6 protein-coding genes are annotated in these 17,258 nt (G+C 70.6%); 2 read left to right on the forward strand and 4 right to left on the reverse strand.

The window, feature by feature from the left end:
* Window positions 1–16: 16 nt before the first annotated feature.
* The 4 genes from ABD106_RS07195 to rpoB form a co-directional block, all read right to left on the reverse strand.
* Window positions 17–6,163, reverse strand: coding sequence for an Ig-like domain-containing protein (locus tag ABD106_RS07195; RefSeq protein ID WP_343918858.1), 6,147 nt, complete (start codon window positions 6,161–6,163; stop codon window positions 17–19).
* A 165-nt stretch (window positions 6,164–6,328) separates the two neighbouring features.
* A complete protein-coding gene (locus tag ABD106_RS07200) occupies window positions 6,329–7,882 on the reverse strand; it encodes a hypothetical protein (RefSeq protein ID WP_343918860.1) in 1,554 nt (517 codons plus the stop codon).
* 203 nt (window positions 7,883–8,085) lie between these two features.
* Window positions 8,086–11,973 carry a DNA-directed RNA polymerase subunit beta' gene (gene rpoC / locus ABD106_RS07205; protein WP_343918862.1) on the reverse strand — a complete coding sequence of 1,296 codons (3,888 nt, stop codon included), beginning with the start codon at window positions 11,971–11,973 and terminating at the stop codon, window positions 8,086–8,088.
* 42 nt (window positions 11,974–12,015) lie between these two features.
* On the reverse strand, window positions 12,016–15,486 hold the full coding sequence (gene rpoB / locus ABD106_RS07210; protein ID WP_343918864.1) for a DNA-directed RNA polymerase subunit beta: 3,471 nt from the start codon (window positions 15,484–15,486) through the stop codon (window positions 12,016–12,018).
* Between the two features lie 266 nt (window positions 15,487–15,752).
* On the opposite strand from rpoB, the gene ABD106_RS07215 reads away from it, so the two are divergent.
* Both ABD106_RS07215 and ABD106_RS07220 read left to right on the forward strand, forming a co-directional pair.
* On the forward strand, window positions 15,753–16,589 hold the full coding sequence (locus ABD106_RS07215; protein WP_425545732.1) for a spermidine synthase: 837 nt from the start codon (window positions 15,753–15,755) through the stop codon (window positions 16,587–16,589).
* 56 nt (window positions 16,590–16,645) lie between these two features.
* Complete coding sequence (locus tag ABD106_RS07220; protein WP_343918868.1) at window positions 16,646–17,218, forward strand: hypothetical protein; 573 nt, start codon at window positions 16,646–16,648, stop codon at window positions 17,216–17,218.
* Window positions 17,219–17,258 lie beyond the last annotated feature (40 nt).

A 17,258-nucleotide genomic window follows, 5' to 3' on the forward strand; every position in this document is an offset into this window, starting at 1 on the left:
CGTGTTCCTATCGTGATCATGGCCAGTTCACTCTCGGGGTGTTGAGGTCGATCCCGTTGCCCCAGACGCGCATCCACGCCTGGCCCGCGAAGCCCGAGAAGCACGTGTTGGTGTCGCCCGGCTCGCCCTGGTACTCGGCGGTGGTGCTGCCGTTGCGAGTGGTGATGTTCACTCGGCCGGTCTCGAACGGGTTGTTCGCGTTGTTGGCCGAGCCGGTGTTGTGGCACGTGAAGTTGTAGATGCCGGGCTCGAAGTCGCGCCAGTTGAGCTCGTACCACCGGCACTGCTCGCCGTTGGCGCCCTGGCACGAGCCCGCGTAGGCGACCCCACCCCTGCTAAGCGAGACGCTCGGGTTGAGCCGCTCCTGCGCGGTCGCCTGGGCCGTCGTGGTCGTCGTCTGCGCCCCGTGCCCGGCCTCGGCGGCACCGGTCGTCGACTCGACCGTGATCGTCACGGTCTGGCCGCCGTTCGCCGACGCCGACTGGGTGCCGGTGTTGCCGACGCTCTGCCAGTTGCCGTTGCCGATGCGGATGCGCGTCGAGATGTTGCGACCGTTGCGCGCCGGCGCCGACCAGGTGAACGTCACCTGCTCGACCTGACCGGTCCCGCTCGCCGTGGGCGCGCCGATGGCGCCGTAGGGCCGAACGGCGTTCGATGCTCCCGACGAGGCTCCGGCGTACTGCTGGCCGTCGATCGTCGTGACCGCGCGCACCACGAACGAGTACGGGCCGCCGTTGTTCGCGAGTCCGCCGACCACGCCGCCGCCGGCGGCGATCGCCTGCCAGCCGCCGCCGTTGACGCTCACCTGGTACTGCACCTCGTTGGCACGCGCGCCGTTGGTGCTGCCCGGGGTGAACGACACCGTCGAGTTGGTGTCCCCCTCGGTCGCCGCGACCCCCGAGGGCGCCGCGGGCGCGGTGAACACCCGCACCGGCGCCGATGGCGCCGACGGCACGCTCGTGCCGGCATCGTTCGTCGCGGTCACCGTGAAGGTGACGTTCTCGCCCGTCGCGGCGAAGCTGAAGCTCGCGGTGGTGCCGGTCGCCTGCGCGGGCGTCGCGCCATTCGAGGGCGTCACGGTGTAGCCCGTGATCGCCGCGCCGTTCTCGTTGGGCGCCGTCCACGTCACCTGCATCTGGACCTCGCCCGGGATGCTCCGGTTGGGAGTCGCGCTCACGCCCTGCACCTGCGTGGGCGGACCGGCGGGCGTGACGGCCTGCGAGTAGGCCGAGAAGTCGCTCGGCTCGTCGGCGAGGTTCACCGCCTGGATGCGGAACGTGTAGGCGACGCCGTTCGTGAGCCCGGTCCAGGTGTGGCTCGTGCCCGCCGCCTGCTGCTGCACGACGCCACCGGGCGCGGGCGGCGAGATCTCGACGACGTAGCTCTGGATCGGCGAGCCGCGGTTCACCGGCGGCTGCCACGAGAGCATGAGCTGCGTGTCGCCGCGCACGACGCTCGGGGGCCCAGGCTGCTCCGGCCGCACGTCGGGGCGGGCGTCGTTCGACGCGGTCGACGGGTCGGAGAGGCCGACCTCGTTCTCCGCGACGACCTGGAAGCGGTACGTCGTGTTGTTCACGAGACCGGTCACGGTGCACGTCGTCGACGAGCACGGGAAGCTGATCGCCCCGTCGGTCGACTGCACGATGTACCGGATGATCGGCGCGCCGTTCGCCGACGGCGGCGCCCACGTGAGCGTCACCTGCGAGTCGCCCACCGCGTCGACGTTCGGGCGCGGCGGCGCATCCGGCCGGGCCTTGACGTTGAGGGTCAGCGTGCCGGTCACCTGGCGGTCGACCCGCTCGGTCGCGTCCTGCACGGTGTAGCGCACCGTCAGCACGCCCGAGAAGTCCGCGGCCGGCGTGACCGTCACCTCGCGGTCGTTGTGCGAGATGCCGCTCGCCTCACCGGCCACGACCTCGGCCGAGATCATCCGGAGGGGACGCCCATCGTTCTGGTACGGGTTGAAGTCGTCGCTGACCACGTCGAGCGTGAAGGGCACGCTCGCCGTCGCCTCGCCCGTGTTGGGCAGTGCCTGCGCGAGCGGGCGGTTCGTCGCGACGACCTCGACGATGACGGTGCCCTGCGCCTCGTTGCCGAAGGGATCGATCGCCGCGATCTGGAAGGAGCCGGTCGTGCCGGCAGCGGTGTCGACCGCTGCCGTCGCCGAGAAGACGCCGTCGTCGGAGAGCGAGGTCGCGACGCCCGTCATCGAGCCGCCCCGCAGCTCGAAGCGCATCTCCTCGAGGTCGCCCGGATCCGGATCGGATGTGGCGTCGTGCAGGTCGAACGTCGCGGGTCCCTCGCCCTGCTCGGGACGGAGCACGGCGCCGGCGAAGGTCGGCGGCACCGCGCTCGACGGGACGACGTCGATCGGGATGGTGAGCGTCGCGATGTTGCCGTTGTCGGGACCGGTGCCGTCGGTCACCTCGAAGGTGATCGACGCGGGCCCGACGTAGCCGAGCACCGATCGGAACTGCAGCGTGTCGTTGTCGACGATCAGCCCGCTGGAGTCGTCGTTGACGGCGGTGACCGACTCGCCCGTCGTGATCCGGGGCGGGTTGGCGGTCGAGACGGTGACGTAGTCGCGGAGCTCGATCGGTCGGAGCTCACCCGAGGGGACCTGGAAGGGCTCGGTCCGGTGCAGGAACGGCGCGCGGTCGCGCACGGGCGGCACCGAGACGAACGCCTCGGCGGTGAGCCCGTCGAGGTCGGTCACCCGGTACGTGATGACCTGGAACGACTCGCTCGGCGTCACCTGGATCGTGTCGGCGACGACCCGCCCGGGACCCGTGACGACCGAGAGCTGCAGGTCGCTCGGGTCGCCGTCGGCGTCGAGGTCGTTCTCGAGCACCGGCACGTCGAGCGGCACCTCGAGCTCGAGCTCGTCGCGCGGCAGCGGATCGTCGCGAGCGACGGGCGCCTGCAGCTCCGCGTCCTCCGCCACCGTGAGCATGACCGTGCCGATGGCCCCCGCGCCCCGCGCGTCGACGACGCCGTAGGTGAACTGGTACGCGCCGGGCTCCGATGGCGAGCGGAGGTCGACGGTGTTGCGCTCGGCGTTTACGACGGCGCCCTCGAGATCGCCGGGCAGCTCGAGCCCGTCGGACTGGAGCGTCAGCTGATCCTGGTCTGGATCGGTGTCGTTCTCGAGCACGGCGATCGCGACGGCGCGGTCGGGCCGCACCGTGACGAAGTCGGTCTGCGCGAAGGGCGTCTGGTTGACGTCCGCTGCCTGGGCGATGCCGATGATCACGGTGGCGGTGCCGTCGGCGCCCCAGCGGTCGCGCACGCGGTAGGTGAACTCGACGGTGCCCCTGCTGTCGGGGAAGGCCTCGAAGTCGAAGTAGTCGGGACCGACCGTGGAGAGCACGCGTCCGCCGTCGGGCGCCGTGTCGTAGCCGACGAGCTCGACGCCGTCGCCGTCGGGGTCGATGCCGTCGAGCGGGATGGGGATGCGCACCGTGGAGCCCGCGAGCACGCGCGACGTCACCGTCTCGGGTGCGGGCGGCGCGTTCTGCTCGGCCTCGCGGGGCACGATCGTGACCGCGACGGTCGCGGAGTCGCGGTTGCCGAAGTCGTCGGCCACCTCGTAGGTGACCGTCGCGCGCGTGGGCGCGGCCTCGAGCGCGTGCACGCGCAGGCGCCCCTCCGAGAGGAACGCGACGCCCTCCTCCTCGGAGGCGAAGCTCGTCTCGACGATCCGGTCGAGCCGGAAGGGCGAGCCGTCGGGCGAGAAGTCGTTGCCGAGCACGTCGACGGTCACGTAGTCGCCGGCGCGCACCGTCGCCCGGTCGTCGACCGCCTTCGGGGCGCGCGGCTGGGTGGGAGGCGCGACCGGGATGACCTCGACGGTTCCCGTCTCGGAGAACCGCCCGTTCGACACCGTGTAGGTGAAGCGGAACGGCGTCTCGAGGCTGACGTCGACGATGCTGACGATGCGGCGATCGCGCAGCTCGATCGTGACGGGCGCCGACCCCTCGATCGTCACCTGCTGCACGACGAGCACGCCGCCGGCGGGATCGACGTCGTTCGCGAGCAGGTCGACGAGCGCCGTGCCGCGCTGCGGCAGCAGCGCCGTGTCGCGCACCGCGACGGGCCGCGCCTCGTCGTCGGGGGTGCGGATGTCGACGCGGATGCGGCCCGTGCTCGAGAGCGCGCCGTCGGCGACGAGGTAGGTGAGGTAGTGGCTGCCGACCGGCCCGCCCGTGACTCGAACGGTGCCCGAGTCGAGGTCGACGGTCGTCTGGACTGCGGGGTTGGGCTCGACGGAGGCGAGCCGCAGGACGCGGCCCGACGGCGAGAAGTCGTTGAGCAGCGGACGGACCGTCGCCTCTCTGCCCTCGACCGTCGAGACGAAGTCGGCGTTCGCGAGCGGGGGCGCGTCGCCCCGCTCCCGCACGTCCACGAGGATCTCCGCAGTCGTCTCGGCACGGCCGTCCGACACGGTCACGACGACCGTCTGGATGCCGACGTCGCCGGTGGCGGTGTAGACGAGGCGACCGGACGGATCGGTCTGGATCGTGTCGCCCGACTCGGTCGTCGCATCCACGAGGTACATGTCGTCGCCGTCGGGATCGACCCACTCGCTGAGCACCTGGTACTCGTACTCGCCGCCCTGCTCGACCGCGAAGGCCTGCTCGCGCATCGGCTCGGGCACCGAGTTCTCGCCCTCGCCGCGCACGCGCACGGTGACGCGGGCGTCGGCCTCGCCGCCGCGGCCGTCGGCGACGCGGTAGTCGACCGTGAACGAGCCCTGGGCGAAGTCGGCGGGCAGCTCGACCTGCAGCTGCGAGTCGTTCGCGACCGGGGCGACCTGCACGCCCGTGGGCACGTCGCCGAGCACGCGCGCGGTGAGCACGTCGCCGTCCGGGTCGGAGTCGTTCCACAGCACGGGCAGCAGCGTCGAGCGGCCGGAGCGCGCGCCGAAGTCGTCGTTGTTCGCGATCGGCGGGGTGTTCTCCTCGTTGATGGGCGGCGGCTGGTTGGTGAGCAGATCCTCGGTCGACTCGCTGTCGTCCTCCTCGCTCTGCTCCTCCGACGGCGGCGGCACGAGGTCGGACCAGTTGTCGACGAGCACGAGCGTGTCGGCGAGCAGCCACGAGGAGCCCTGCACGTACTGGTTGAGCACCACCTCGTCGCGGTTGATGCGGAAGACGATCTCGGAGCCGTCGATGCCGTCGACCGGCTGATCGAGGTCGCGCGCGTCGTCGGCGCAGTCGCGCAGGAACTGCGTGCTGCCGGGCCAGACGGCGTAGACGCAGCCGTTCAGCTGCACGGGCCGCACGGCCTTCCCGCCACCCTGGCGCTGCTCGACCTCAGCCGCACCGCCGCTGAGCGGCTGGCGGAGGAGCGACGTCGGCGTCGCGAGGATCACGCGGTCGGCCGCGTCGCCGACGTGCTGCACCTCGGCATCGGCCGGCACCTCGACGGCGCCGCCCGGCACGAGCAGCGTCGACGTCGCCGCGTCGAGCACGACCGGCTGATCCCCGACCGCGGTCACGACGGGATCGCTCATGCCGGCGAGCTCGCCGCGATCGCGCACGGCCGGCTCGTCGAAGCCCTCATCGCCGATGGCGATCGAGAGCTGCTGGCCGTCGCGCGTCGAGACGGCGTGCACCGTGCCGTCGCGGTCGACGGTGGCCGCGGCACCCTCGCCGAGCTCGAGCAACGGCTCGGTGTTCTCGGCGGAGTAGCCGCCGACGTCGGTGAAGGGCATCGCCCACACGTCGCCGTCCGCGGTGTCGACGATGACGACCGTGCCGCCGGCCAGCTCGATCTCGGCCTGCGGCGGCAGCTGCACGACCGCGCCGGTGACGACCTGCAGCGGATCCACGATCATCACCGAGGACGCCTCGCGGTTGTGCAGCAGCACCGCGTCGTCGTCCTGCAGCACGTCGAAGCTCGCGGTGGGCGAGATCAAGCCGGCGTCGAGCTCCTCGGCCTGCACGTTGATGCGCCCGAGCTGCTGGGAGTCCTGCTTCGTGACCCACACGCCGCCGTCGTTGAGATCGACGTCGGTCGTGGTGAAGCCGTCGTACGTGAAGGCGATGATGCCGAGCGCGACGGAGACCGCGGTGACGAGCGCACCGGCAGCGGTCGACTTGCGATGGCGCGTGACCCACCGAAGCACTCTGGCCTCCCCCTTGTCGCGACCCGGATCCATAGCCGTCGCCAAGGAGCGCGCTGGGTCGACCACATTGTGCCAGACCTGAGCGAACAGAAACCCTGCGATGAGGTCGGATCGCTCCGGCCATCACCGAGGTGCGCGGGTCGCGCTGCTGCGGAGGCTCGCGCTCGACGCGGTGTCACCGCGTCGAGCGCGAGGGCATCAGCCCCTGGCGCTCTCGTACGCCGCGAGCCGCTCCGCGTGCTCCGCGTTGAACTCGTCCATCGACTGGCGGTTCCACTCGCGCGCCTTGCGGCCCCGGCGGGCGACGATGCCGCCGACCCAGACGGGCACCTCGCGAGCGATGACGAACGCGAGCACCGAGAGCGGCGCGAGCAGCAGCTGACCGAGCGCCTGCGCGTCGATGCCCGGCAGCGCCGTGTAGCCGGCCCAGCCGCCCTGCGCCTCCATGTAGGCGCCGCCGATGTGCGCGACGTAGACGAGCAGCGCCACGATGAACGCGCCGAGCACGTGCGCCCACCAGCCGGCGCGGTTGACGATCAGCGTCACGATCCAGTACGCGAGGAAGAAGACGATCACCGGCAGCAGGTAAGACGGGCGCAGCCAGACGCTCTGGAGCGTCTCCGTCGCGTCGAACGCGCGGTCGAAGAGGTAGCCGACCGCGAAGAACGCGGCCGCGAAGAGTGCGGCGAAGATGAGCGTCGCGAGCAGCGCCACGGCGAAGCCGACGCCGCGCGCGCCCTTGCGGCGCGGCGGCTCGGGCTCCTCGACGAGCACGATCGGCGTGCCGCCGGCGGCGGTGGCGGATGCGGTCTCGTCGTCCACCGGGATCGACGGCGACCGCTGGGCGTCGTCGCGGACGATGCCGAAGCGCTGCGCCTTCGTCTCGGCGGTGGCCGCGGCCGGCGGCTCCTGCGCGTCCATCGCGCGCGTGTCGCCTGCGCCCGTGCCGGTCCCGGTGCCGGTGTCGGTGTCGTCGTCGGTGTACGCGCCGTAGTCGATGACCTGCGTCGAGTCATCGCTGCGCTGCTGGTCGATCGCCTGCGTCGGCTCGGGCTCGACGAACTCGCGCTGCTCCGGGGCGTCGCGGCGCGTGGACGCTGCCGCGCCCATCGCGCCCGCAGCGGCGAGGCCGCCGAGGGCGAGCCCGGAGCCCTCGGATGCCGGGGCATCCGCATCCTGCGCGTCGCGCACGGCGTCGCCCTGGCGGCGCAGGCCGAACGACGGGCGGCGGGGCTCGACCAGGGGCGGCGGCTCGGTGGGCATGGCCTGCGTGGGCGCGTCGTCGGCACGCGAGCCGGCGTCGTCGTCCGTCGAGTCGGCGCGCTCGAGCGAGCTCGTCGCGGCGTCGTCCTGCTGCACGGGGCGCACGTCGCTGCGGACGGTGTCGTCCGGGTGCGCGGCGGAGTGCGAGGGGCCGCGCAGCGTCGAGGGCGCGATCACGGTCGGCTCGATCGGGCTGTCGGCCGCGCGGTCGGCGTCGTGCTCGACGCGCGGCTCGTCGGCGTCGTGCTCGACGCGCGTCTCATCGGTGTCGTGCTCGACGAGCGGCTGGTGCGCGTCGTGCTCGTCGACCGAGGTCGCGGCGACCTCGGCCTCGTCGGGCGCGAGCTCCGCGGAGTGCTGCGAGCCGTCCTCGGCCGCGCTCCCGGAGGGGGTCGGCGGGGCGGTCTCGGGCGCCTCGGGCGTCGGCTGCTGGGCCGGTCCGCTGCCGAAGAAGCGATCGCGCCAGGACGTGGGCTGCTCGTCGCTCATGGTCGTACCTCCTGCGGCGGCACGGTGCCGCGTCGTCGGCCGATTGTAGGGGCGCGGGCGGGCGGGCTCCTGGCGGCGCACCGCCCCGCGGGCGTTTTGCCGCGGCCGCGGAACGGCGAAGGGCCGCACCCTCTCGGGTGCGGCCCTTCGCGTGTGGCTCTCGAAGTGCGCGACCTGCGGCCGCGCACTCCGCGATCCGGGGGTCAGACGTACTGGCCGGGCTCCTGCTCGCCGAGCTCGCCGCCGGTGAAGGCGTCGAAGTCGAGGTAGGAGAGGTCGGCCTCGTCGACGGTGCCCGCGTCGGCGAACAGGCGGTTCGGGTACCGCTCCGCCTTCGCCTCCTCGGTCGCCTCGACGCTGACGTCGCGGTAGCGCGCCAGGCCGGTGCCGGCCGGGATGAGCTTGCCGATGATGACGTTCTCCTTGAGGCCGAGCAGCGGGTCGCGCTTGCCTGCCAGAGCGGCCTCGGTGAGCACCTTGGTCGTCTCCTGGAAGGAGGCGGCCGACAGCCACGACTCCGTCGCGAGCGACGCCTTGGTGATGCCCATGACCTCCTGGCGAGCCGAGGCGGTCTTCTTGCCCTCCGTCAGCGTCGCTCGGTTGATGTCGTTGTACTTCGAGCGGTCGACGAGCTCGCCGGGGAGCAGCGTCGTCTCGCCGTGGTCGACGACCGTGACCTTGCGGAGCATCTGCCGGACGATGACCTCGATGTGCTTGTCGTGGATCGGCACACCCTGCGAGCGGTACACGTCCTGGACGCCCGAGACCAGGTGCTTCTGCACCTCGCGGACGCCGCGCACGCGCAGCACCTCCTTGGGGTCCACCGAGCCGACCTGCAGCTGCTGGCCCTGCTCGACGCGGTCACCATCGGCGACCTCGAGCACGGCGCGACGCAGCACGGGGTAGGAGAACTCCTCCTCGCCGTCATCGGGCGTGAGCACGATGCGCTTCGACTTCTCGTCCTCCTCGATGCGCACGCGGCCGGCGGCCTCGGCGATCGGCGACGAGTTCTTCGGGGTGCGTGCCTCGAAGAGCTCGGTCACACGGGGCAGACCCTGCGTGATGTCGCTCGCGCCCACGGATCCACCGGTGTGGAACGTGCGCATGGTGAGCTGCGTGCCGGGCTCGCCGATCGACTGGGCGGCGATGATGCCGACCGCCTCGCCGATGTCGACGAGCTTGCCGGTGGCCAGCGAGCGGCCGTAGCAGTGGGCGCAGACGCCGACCGCCGACTCGCACGTGAGCACCGAGCGCACCTTGACCGACTCGACACCGGCAGCGATGAACGCGCGGATCTCGCGGTCGCCGATGTCGGAGCCGCCCGTCGCGAGCACCGTGCCGTCCTTGGCCACGACATCCGTCGCCAGGTTGCGTGCGTAGACCGCCGACTCGACGTTCTCGTGCAGCATCAGCTGACCGTCGATCGTCTCGGCGATCGGAGCGTCGAGGCCCCGCTCGGTACCGCAGTCGTCCTCACGGATGATGACGTCCTGCGACACGTCGACGAGTCGACGCGTCAGGTAGCCCGAGTCGGCCGTGCGGAGCGCCGTGTCGGCCGAGCCCTTGCGAGCACCGTGGGTGGCGATGAAGTACTCCGCCACCGTCAGGCCCTCGCGGTACGAGGAGATGATCGGACGCGGGATGACCTCGCCCTTCGGGTTGGTCACGAGACCGCGCATGCCGGTGATGTTGCGCACCTGGATCCAGTTGCCGTTCGCGCCGGCGGTGACCATGCGGTAGATGGAGTTGTTCTCGTCGAACGCCTCCTGCGTGGCCTTCTGCACCTCGTTGGTGGCCTTGGTCCACAGCTCGGTGAGGTCGGTGCGACGCTCCGAGTCGGTGATGAGGCCCTTCTCGAACTTGCCCTGCACCTTGCTCGCGGACTCCTCGGCGGCAGCCACGATCTCGCCCTTGCGGGCAGGCGTGATGACGTCGGAGAGCGCGACCGTGATGCCCGAGCGCGTGGCCCAGTAGAAGCCGGCGTCCTTGATCTTGTCGAGCGTCGCGGCCACCACGGTCTTCGGGTAGCGCTCTGCGAGCGCGTTCACGATGAGCGAGATGAGCGGCTTCGCGGCGACCTCGGCCACGAACGGGAAGTCGTCGGGCAGCAGCTCGTTGAAGAGCGCGCGACCCAGCGTCGTCTCGTGCAGGAACGGCTCGCCGTCGACGAAGCCCTCGGGGCGGTCCTGGTCGCGGAAGACCAGGCCCTCGAGGCGGATCCGCACGGGAGCGCCCAGGTCGAGCGTCCCCTGGTCCATCGCCATGATCGCCTCGGCGACCGACGAGAACGCACGGCCCTTGCCGAGGCCCTCCGGCTTCAGGGTCGTCAGGTGGTGCAGGCCCGAGACGATCTCGTGGGTCGGCAGGGTCACCGGACGGCCGTCGGACGGCTTCAGGATGTTGTTCGACGCGAGCATGAGCACGCGGGCCTCGGCCTGCGCCTCGACCGACAGCGGCAGGTGGACAGCCATCTGGTCGCCGTCGAAGTCGGCGTTGAACGCCGAGCAGACGAGCGGGTGCAGCTGGATGGCCTTGCCCTCGACGAGCAGCGGCTCGAAGGCCTGGATGCCGAGCCGGTGCAGCGTGGGCGCGCGGTTCAGCAGCACGGGGCGCTCGCGGATGATCTCCTCGAGCACGTCCCAGACCTGCGGCTTCGAGCGCTCGACCATGCGCTTCGCGTGCTTGATGTTCTGCGAGTGGCCCAGGTCGATGAGGCGCTTGATGACGAACGGCTTGAACAGCTCGAGCGCCATCTGCTTGGGCAGGCCGCACTGGTGCAGCTGCAGCTGCGGGCCGACCACGATGACCGAGCGGCCCGAGTAGTCGACGCGCTTGCCGAGCAGGTTCTGGCGGAACCGGCCCTGCTTGCCCTTGAGCATGTCGGAGAGCGACTTCAGCGCGCGGTTGCCCGTGCCCGTGACGGGACGGCCACGACGACCGTTGTCGAACAGGGCGTCGACCGCCTCCTGCAGCATGCGCTTCTCGTTGTTCACGATGATCTCGGGAGCACCGAGGTCGAGCAGGCGGCGGAGTCGGTTGTTGCGGTTGATGACGCGGCGGTAGAGGTCGTTCAGGTCGCTCGTCGCGAAGCGGCCACCGTCGAGCTGCACCATCGGGCGCAGCTCCGGCGGGATGACCGGGACGACGTCGAGCACCATCGCAGCCGGGCTGTTGCCCGTCTGCAGGAACGAGTTGACGACCTTGAGGCGCTTGATCGCACGGATCTTGCGCTGGCCCTTGCCCTCGGCGATCTGCTTGTGCAGGTCCTCGGACTCGGCGGCCAGGTCGAACGCCAGGAGGCGGAGCTTGATGGCCTCCGCGCCCATGTGGCCCTCGAAGAACTCGCCGTAGAGGTCGACGAGGTCGTGGTAGACCGCGTCCTCCGCCTTGAGCTCGCCGACCTTCAGCGTGCGGAAGTCGTCGAAGACACGCTCGAGGTGAGCGATCTGGTCGTCGGCGATCTTGCGCAGCTGTGCCATCTCGCGCTCGCCCGCGTCGCGGACCTTGCGCTTCTGGTCGGCCTTGGCGCCCTCCTCCTCGAGCTGGGCCACGTCGGCCTCCAGCTGCGCGAGGCGCTCGGCGATGTCGGCGTCGCGGCGCTTCTCGACCTCATTGGTCTTGAGGCGCAGCTCCTGCTCCAGCTGGGGCAGGCGCTCGTGACGAGCATCCGTGTCGACACGGATGATCATGTACGCGGCGAAGTAGATGACCTTCTCGAGGTCCTTCGGCGCCATGTCGAGCAGGTAGCCGAGACGGCTCGGCACGCCCTTGAAGTACCAGATGTGCGTGACGGGAGCGGCGAGCTCGATGTGGCCCATGCGCTCGCGGCGCACCGACGACTTCGTGACCTCGACGCCGCAGCGCTCGCACACGATGCCCTTGAAGCGCACGCGCTTGTACTTGCCGCAGGCGCACTCCCAGTCGCGCGACGGGCCGAAGATCTGCTCGCCGAACAGGCCGTCCTTCTCCGGCTTGAGCGTGCGGTAGTTGATGGTCTCCGGCTTCTTGACCTCGCCGTAGGACCAGGCACGGATGTGGTCGGCCGTGGCCAGGCCGATCCGCAGTTCATCGAACGTGGTTGCGTCGATCAATGCATTTCCCTCTTGTCTGAAGATCTGTTCGCGGCTGCCGGATCAGATGTCGTCAATGGACGACATCTCGGGCCTGGAGATGTTGATGCCGAGCTCCTCGGCCGTGCGCAGCGCCTCATCCTCGTCATCGCGGAGCGTGACGAGGTCGCCGGCTGCGTTGAGCACCTCGACGTTCAGGCAGAGCGACTGCATCTCCTTCATGAGCACCTTGAAGGACTCGGGGATGCCGGGCTCCTGGATGTTCTCGCCCTTGACGATCGCCTCGTACACCTTCACGCGGCCGACGATGTCGTCCGACTTGATGGTGAGGAGCTCCTGGAGCGTGTACGCGGCGCCGTACGCCTCGAGCGCCCAGACCTCCATCTCGCCGAACCGCTGGCCGCCGAACTGGGCCTTTCCGCCCAGGGGCTGCTGCGTGATCATCGAGTACGGGCCCGTCGAGCGAGCGTGGATCTTGTCGTCGACGAGGTGGTGGAGCTTGAGGATGTACATGTAGCCGACCGAGATCGGGTACGGGTACGGCTCTCCGGAGCGGCCGTCGAAGAGGTTCGCCTTGCCGGAGCCGTCGACGAGTCGCTGACCGTCGCGCGTGGGCAGCGTCGCGTCGAGCAGGCCGATGATGGCTTCCTCGGTCGCGCCGTCGAACACCGGCGTGGCGACCTTCGTGTCGGCGGGCGCCTCGAGCGTGCGCGGGTCGAGACCCTCTGCCCACTCGGGAGTGCCCTCGACCTTCCAGCCCGTCTTCGCGATCCAGCCGAGGTGCGTCTCGAGCACCTGGCCGAAGTTCATGCGCTTCGGGATGCCCAGGGGGTTCAGGACGATGTCGACGGGGGTGCCGTCCGCGAGGAACGGCATGTCCTCCTCGGGCAGGATCTTCGCGATGACGCCCTTGTTGCCGTGACGGCCGGCGAGCTTGTCGCCCTCGGTGATCTTGCGCTTCTGCGCGATGTACACGACGACCTTCTCGTGCACGCCCGAGCCGAGCTCGTCGTCGCCGTCCTCAGCGCGGAACTGCTTGACCGCGATGACCGTGCCCTGCTCGCCGTGAGGCACCTTGAGCGACGTGTCGCGCACCTCGCGGCTCTTCTCGTTGAAGATCGCGCGGAGCAGGCGCTCCTCGGCGCTCAGCTCGGTCTCGCCCTTCGGCGTGACCTTGCCGACCAGGATGTCGCCGGGGACGACCTCGGCACCGATGCGGATGATGCCGCGCTCGTCGAGGTCGGCCAGCAGGTCGGGGCCGACGTTGGGGAGGTCACGGGTGACCTCCTCCTTGCCGAGCTTCGTGTCGCGGGCGTCGACCTCGTACTCCTCGATGTGGATCGACGAGAGCACGTCGTCCTTCACGAGGTTCTGGCTGAGGATGATCGCGTCCTCGTAGTTGTGGCCCTCCCACGGCATGAACGCCACGAGGAGGTTGCGGCCGAGCGCGAGCTCGCCCTGGTCCGTCGCGGGGCCGTCGGCGATGACCTCGCCCTGCTCGACCCGGTCGCCGGCGGAGACGATGACGCGGTGGTTGTACGACGTGCCCTGGTTGGAGCGGTCGAACTTGCGCAGGAAGTACTGCTGCGTGCCGCCCTCGTCGAGCTGGATCGAGACCATGTCGGCCGAGACCTCGGCGACCACGCCGGCCGCATCGGCCGTGATGACGTCACCGGAGTCGATGGCCGCGAAGCCCTCCATGCCGGTGCCGACGAACGGCGACTCGCTGCGGACGAGCGGCACCGCCTGGCGCTGCATGTTCGCACCCATGAGGGCGCGGTTCGCGTCGTCGTGCTCGAGGAACGGGATGAGGCTCGTCGCGACCGACACCATCTGGCGCGGCGAGACATCCATGTAGTCGACCTCGGTCGGGACGACGAGCTCGACCTCCTCGCCCTTGCGACGGGCGACGACGCGCGGCTCGATGAACTGCTGCTTCGCGTTGAGGCGGTTGTTCGCGTGGGCGACGACGAACTCGTCCTCCTCCGACGCGGTCAGGTAGTCGATGTGCTCGGAGACCACGCCGTCGACGACCCGGCGGTACGGCGTCTCGATGAAGCCGAACGAGTTGATGCGCGCGAAGGTCGCGAGCGAGCCGATGAGGCCGATGTTCGGGCCTTCCGGCGTCTCGATCGGGCACATGCGGCCGTAGTGCGAGGGGTGGACGTCACGGACCTCGACGCCGGCGCGCTCTCGCGAGAGGCCGCCGGGGCCGAGCGCCGACAGGCGGCGCTTGTGGGTCAGACCCGCGAGCGGGTTGTTCTGGTCCATGAACTGCGACAGCTGCGAGGTGCCGAAGAACTCCTTGATCGCAGCCGAGACCGGACGCACGTTGATGAGCGTCTGGGGCGTGATCGCCTCGATGTCCTGCGTCGACATGCGCTCGCGGACGACGCGCTCCATGCGTGCCAGGCCCGTGCGGACCTGGTTCTGGATGAGCTCGCCGACGGCGCGGATGCGACGGTTGCCGAAGTGGTCGATGTCGTCGATGTCGAGGCGGATGTCGACGGGCTCGCCCTTGCGGACGCCCGGGAGGGTCGACTGCTCGGCGTGCAGCGCGACGAGGTACTTGATCGTCGCGACGATGTCCTCGACCGAGAGCACCGAGTCGCTCATGGGCACGTCGATGCCGAGCTTGCGGTTGATCTTGTAGCGGCCGACCTTCGCGAGGTCGTAGCGCTTCGGGTTGAAGTAGAAGTTGTCGAGCAGCGCGCGGGCGGCCTCGGCGGCGACCTGCTCGCCCGGACGCAGCTTGCGGTAGATGTCGCGGAGGGCGTCCTCCTTCGACATCGGCGCATCCTTCTCGAGCGTCGCGATGATCGACTCGTAGCCGGCGAACTCCTTGGCGATGTCCTCGGCGGTCATGCCGAGCGCCTTGAGGAAGACCGTGACCGACTGCTTCCGCTTGCGGTCGATGCGCACGCCGACGGCGTCGCGCTTGTCGATCTCGAACTCGAGCCAGGCGCCGCGGCTCGGGATGACGCGAGCCGAGTAGACGTCCTTGTCGGAGTTCTTCTCGGGGGTGCGGTCGAAGTAGACACCGGGGCTGCGCACGAGCTGCGAGACGACGACGCGCTCGGTGCCGTTCACGATGAACGTGCCCTTCTCGGTCATGAGCGGGAAGTCGCCCATGAAGACGGTCTGCGACTTGATCTCGCCCGTCTCGTGGTTCATGAACTCGGCCGACACGTACAGCGGCGCGGCGTACGTCTTGCCGCGCTCCTTGCACTCGTCGATCGTGTACTTGGGCACATCGAGCACCGGCTCCGAGAAGGAGAGCTGCATCTTCTCGCTCAGGTCCTCGATGGGCGAGATCTCCTCGAAGATCTCCTCGAGCCCCGAGTGCGCGGGGACGTCCTCACGACCCTCCGCGTTCGCGAGGTCGAGCCGCGCCTTCCAGGCGTCGTCGCCGATGAGCCATTCGAAGCTCTCGGTCTGGAGCGCCAGAAGGTCGGGGACGGTCAGTGTTTCCGAGATGTGCGCGAAGCTCAGTCGGCTTGCGCGCCGACCGGTCTTGGGGCTCAGTTCAGCCAAGGCAGATACCTCCGGGCCGGGAAGGGTTGCGGGTCTTCCCGGGATCGTGTCGTCGGTGAGAGACTCGTCAACACCCTGAAGCGCCCTGTTCGGGCGCGTGCCGACCGCAATATGAAGGCAGAGGGGATGTCAGTGAGCGCAAAGAATCACCTTACGCCCCGCGCGCCCCGGTGTCCAGCCGCCACGGCGTGTCGCCGGGCGTGCTCCCGGGGCACGATGGTAGCGCGTGCCCGATCGCGGGTCGGTGCGCGGCGGATGCCGCGACAATGGTGCACGTGAGCACCCCCAGCCGCCGACTCTCCAGCGGCCTGCACGCCGAGATGCGCTTCGCCTCGACGGGCTGGCAGCTCGTGGTCGACGGCACGCCGCAGTCGCACGTCGACCCCGATCGCCCCGAGCTGCTCGTCTACGAGTACGTGCAGCAGATCGGCCACGTGATCGACGAGCTGCCCGCGGGGCCTCTCACCGCCGTCCACCTCGGCGCCGGCGCGCTCACGCTCCCCCGCTACGTCGATGCGACGAGGCCCGGCTCCCGCCAGCAGGTCATCGAGCTCGAGCCGCTGCTCGTCGAGCTCGTTCGCGAGGTGGCGCCCCTGCCTCGGGGCGCGAGCGTTCGGGTGCGGTACGGCGACGCGCGCGAGCAGCTGTCGCGACTGCCGGGAGGACTGCGCGGCGCGGTCGACCTCGTGGTGGTGGATGTGTTCTCGGGCTCCCAGACGCCGGCGCACGTGACGACGGTCGAGTTCCACGCGCTCGTGCGCGACCTGCTCGCGCCGACAGGCGTCGTGGTCGTCAACATCGCCGACGACCGCACCCTCGCGTTCGCGAAGCGGCAGCTCGCCGCCCTGCTCGAGGTGCACGACCACGCCGCGGCGCTCGCCGACCCGGGCATGCTCAAGGGCAGGCGATTCGGCAACGTGGTCGCGATCGCGGGCCGCGAGCTGCCCGACCTCGACGCGCTCGGCCGGGCCCTGCGCCGCGACCCGCTGCCCGGCAAGGTCGTCGCGGGCGCCGAGCTGCGGCGCTTCCTCGGCGGCGCCTCGCCTGCGCGCGATGCCGACGCCACGCCGAGCCCCGCGCCGAGCCGGGGCATCTTCGGCTGACGGGACGCACGGCGCGTGCTCCCGGGGAATCGTCGCGCATGCGCGACGATGTGGGGATGAGCGAGTCGATCGGCTACGACCAGACCGCGCTGCGGAACGCCGTCGATGTCGCGGCCGCGGGCCGCAGGCTGCGCCAGCTCGGCCGCGAGCGCTCGCTCGCCGCGGTGTCGGAGCGCGCGTGGCTGCTCGAGAGCATCGGCCGGCTCGACGAGGCGCTCGCCGCCGCGACCGAGGCGGTCACGATGGCCCGCGCATCCGGCTCGCGCGACCGCGTCGCCGAGGCTCGGCTGCTGCGCGCATCCGTCGTGCAGACGCGCGGTGACCTGCGCACCGCGCTGCGCGAGTGCACGGCGCTCATCGCCGAGTCGCGCTCGAACGACTGGGTCGAGCTGTGGGCGCACGCGCTGCAGCAGCGCGGCACCGTGCACTTCGCCCTGCACCAGTGGCACGAGGCGTGCATCGACTTCACCGTGGCGGTCGAGCTGTGCCGCGAGGCCGAGCTGCCGGCCGAGCAGCTGCAGGCCGCCGAGGTGGCCCTGCTCGTCGCGACAGACCGCGCCCAGACCGAGGCGCTCCGCGCGGAGCAGGACGTGCCGCGCGCGACGCACCCGATCTGGGGCGGGCGCTGACGCCCATCCACAGGCGACGGCCGCCGGTTCGCGTCGAGCG

This window comes from Agrococcus citreus (assembly GCF_039527715.1).
Taxonomy (GTDB): domain Bacteria; phylum Actinomycetota; class Actinomycetes; order Actinomycetales; family Microbacteriaceae; genus Agrococcus; species Agrococcus citreus.

What these genes read in the sequence shown, in the direction of transcription:
- ABD106_RS07195 (WP_343918858.1), bottom strand. Translation starts at nt 6,163, where the DNA reads ATGGATCCGGGTCGCGACAAGGGGGAGGCCAGAGTGCTTCGGTGGGTC.
- ABD106_RS07200 (WP_343918860.1), bottom strand. Translation starts at nt 7,882, where the DNA reads ATGAGCGACGAGCAGCCCACGTCCTGGCGCGATCGCTTCTTCGGCAGC.
- ABD106_RS07215 (WP_425545732.1), top strand. Translation starts at nt 15,753, where the DNA reads ATGGTGCACGTGAGCACCCCCAGCCGCCGACTCTCCAGCGGCCTGCAC.
- ABD106_RS07220 (WP_343918868.1), top strand. Translation starts at nt 16,646, where the DNA reads ATGAGCGAGTCGATCGGCTACGACCAGACCGCGCTGCGGAACGCCGTC.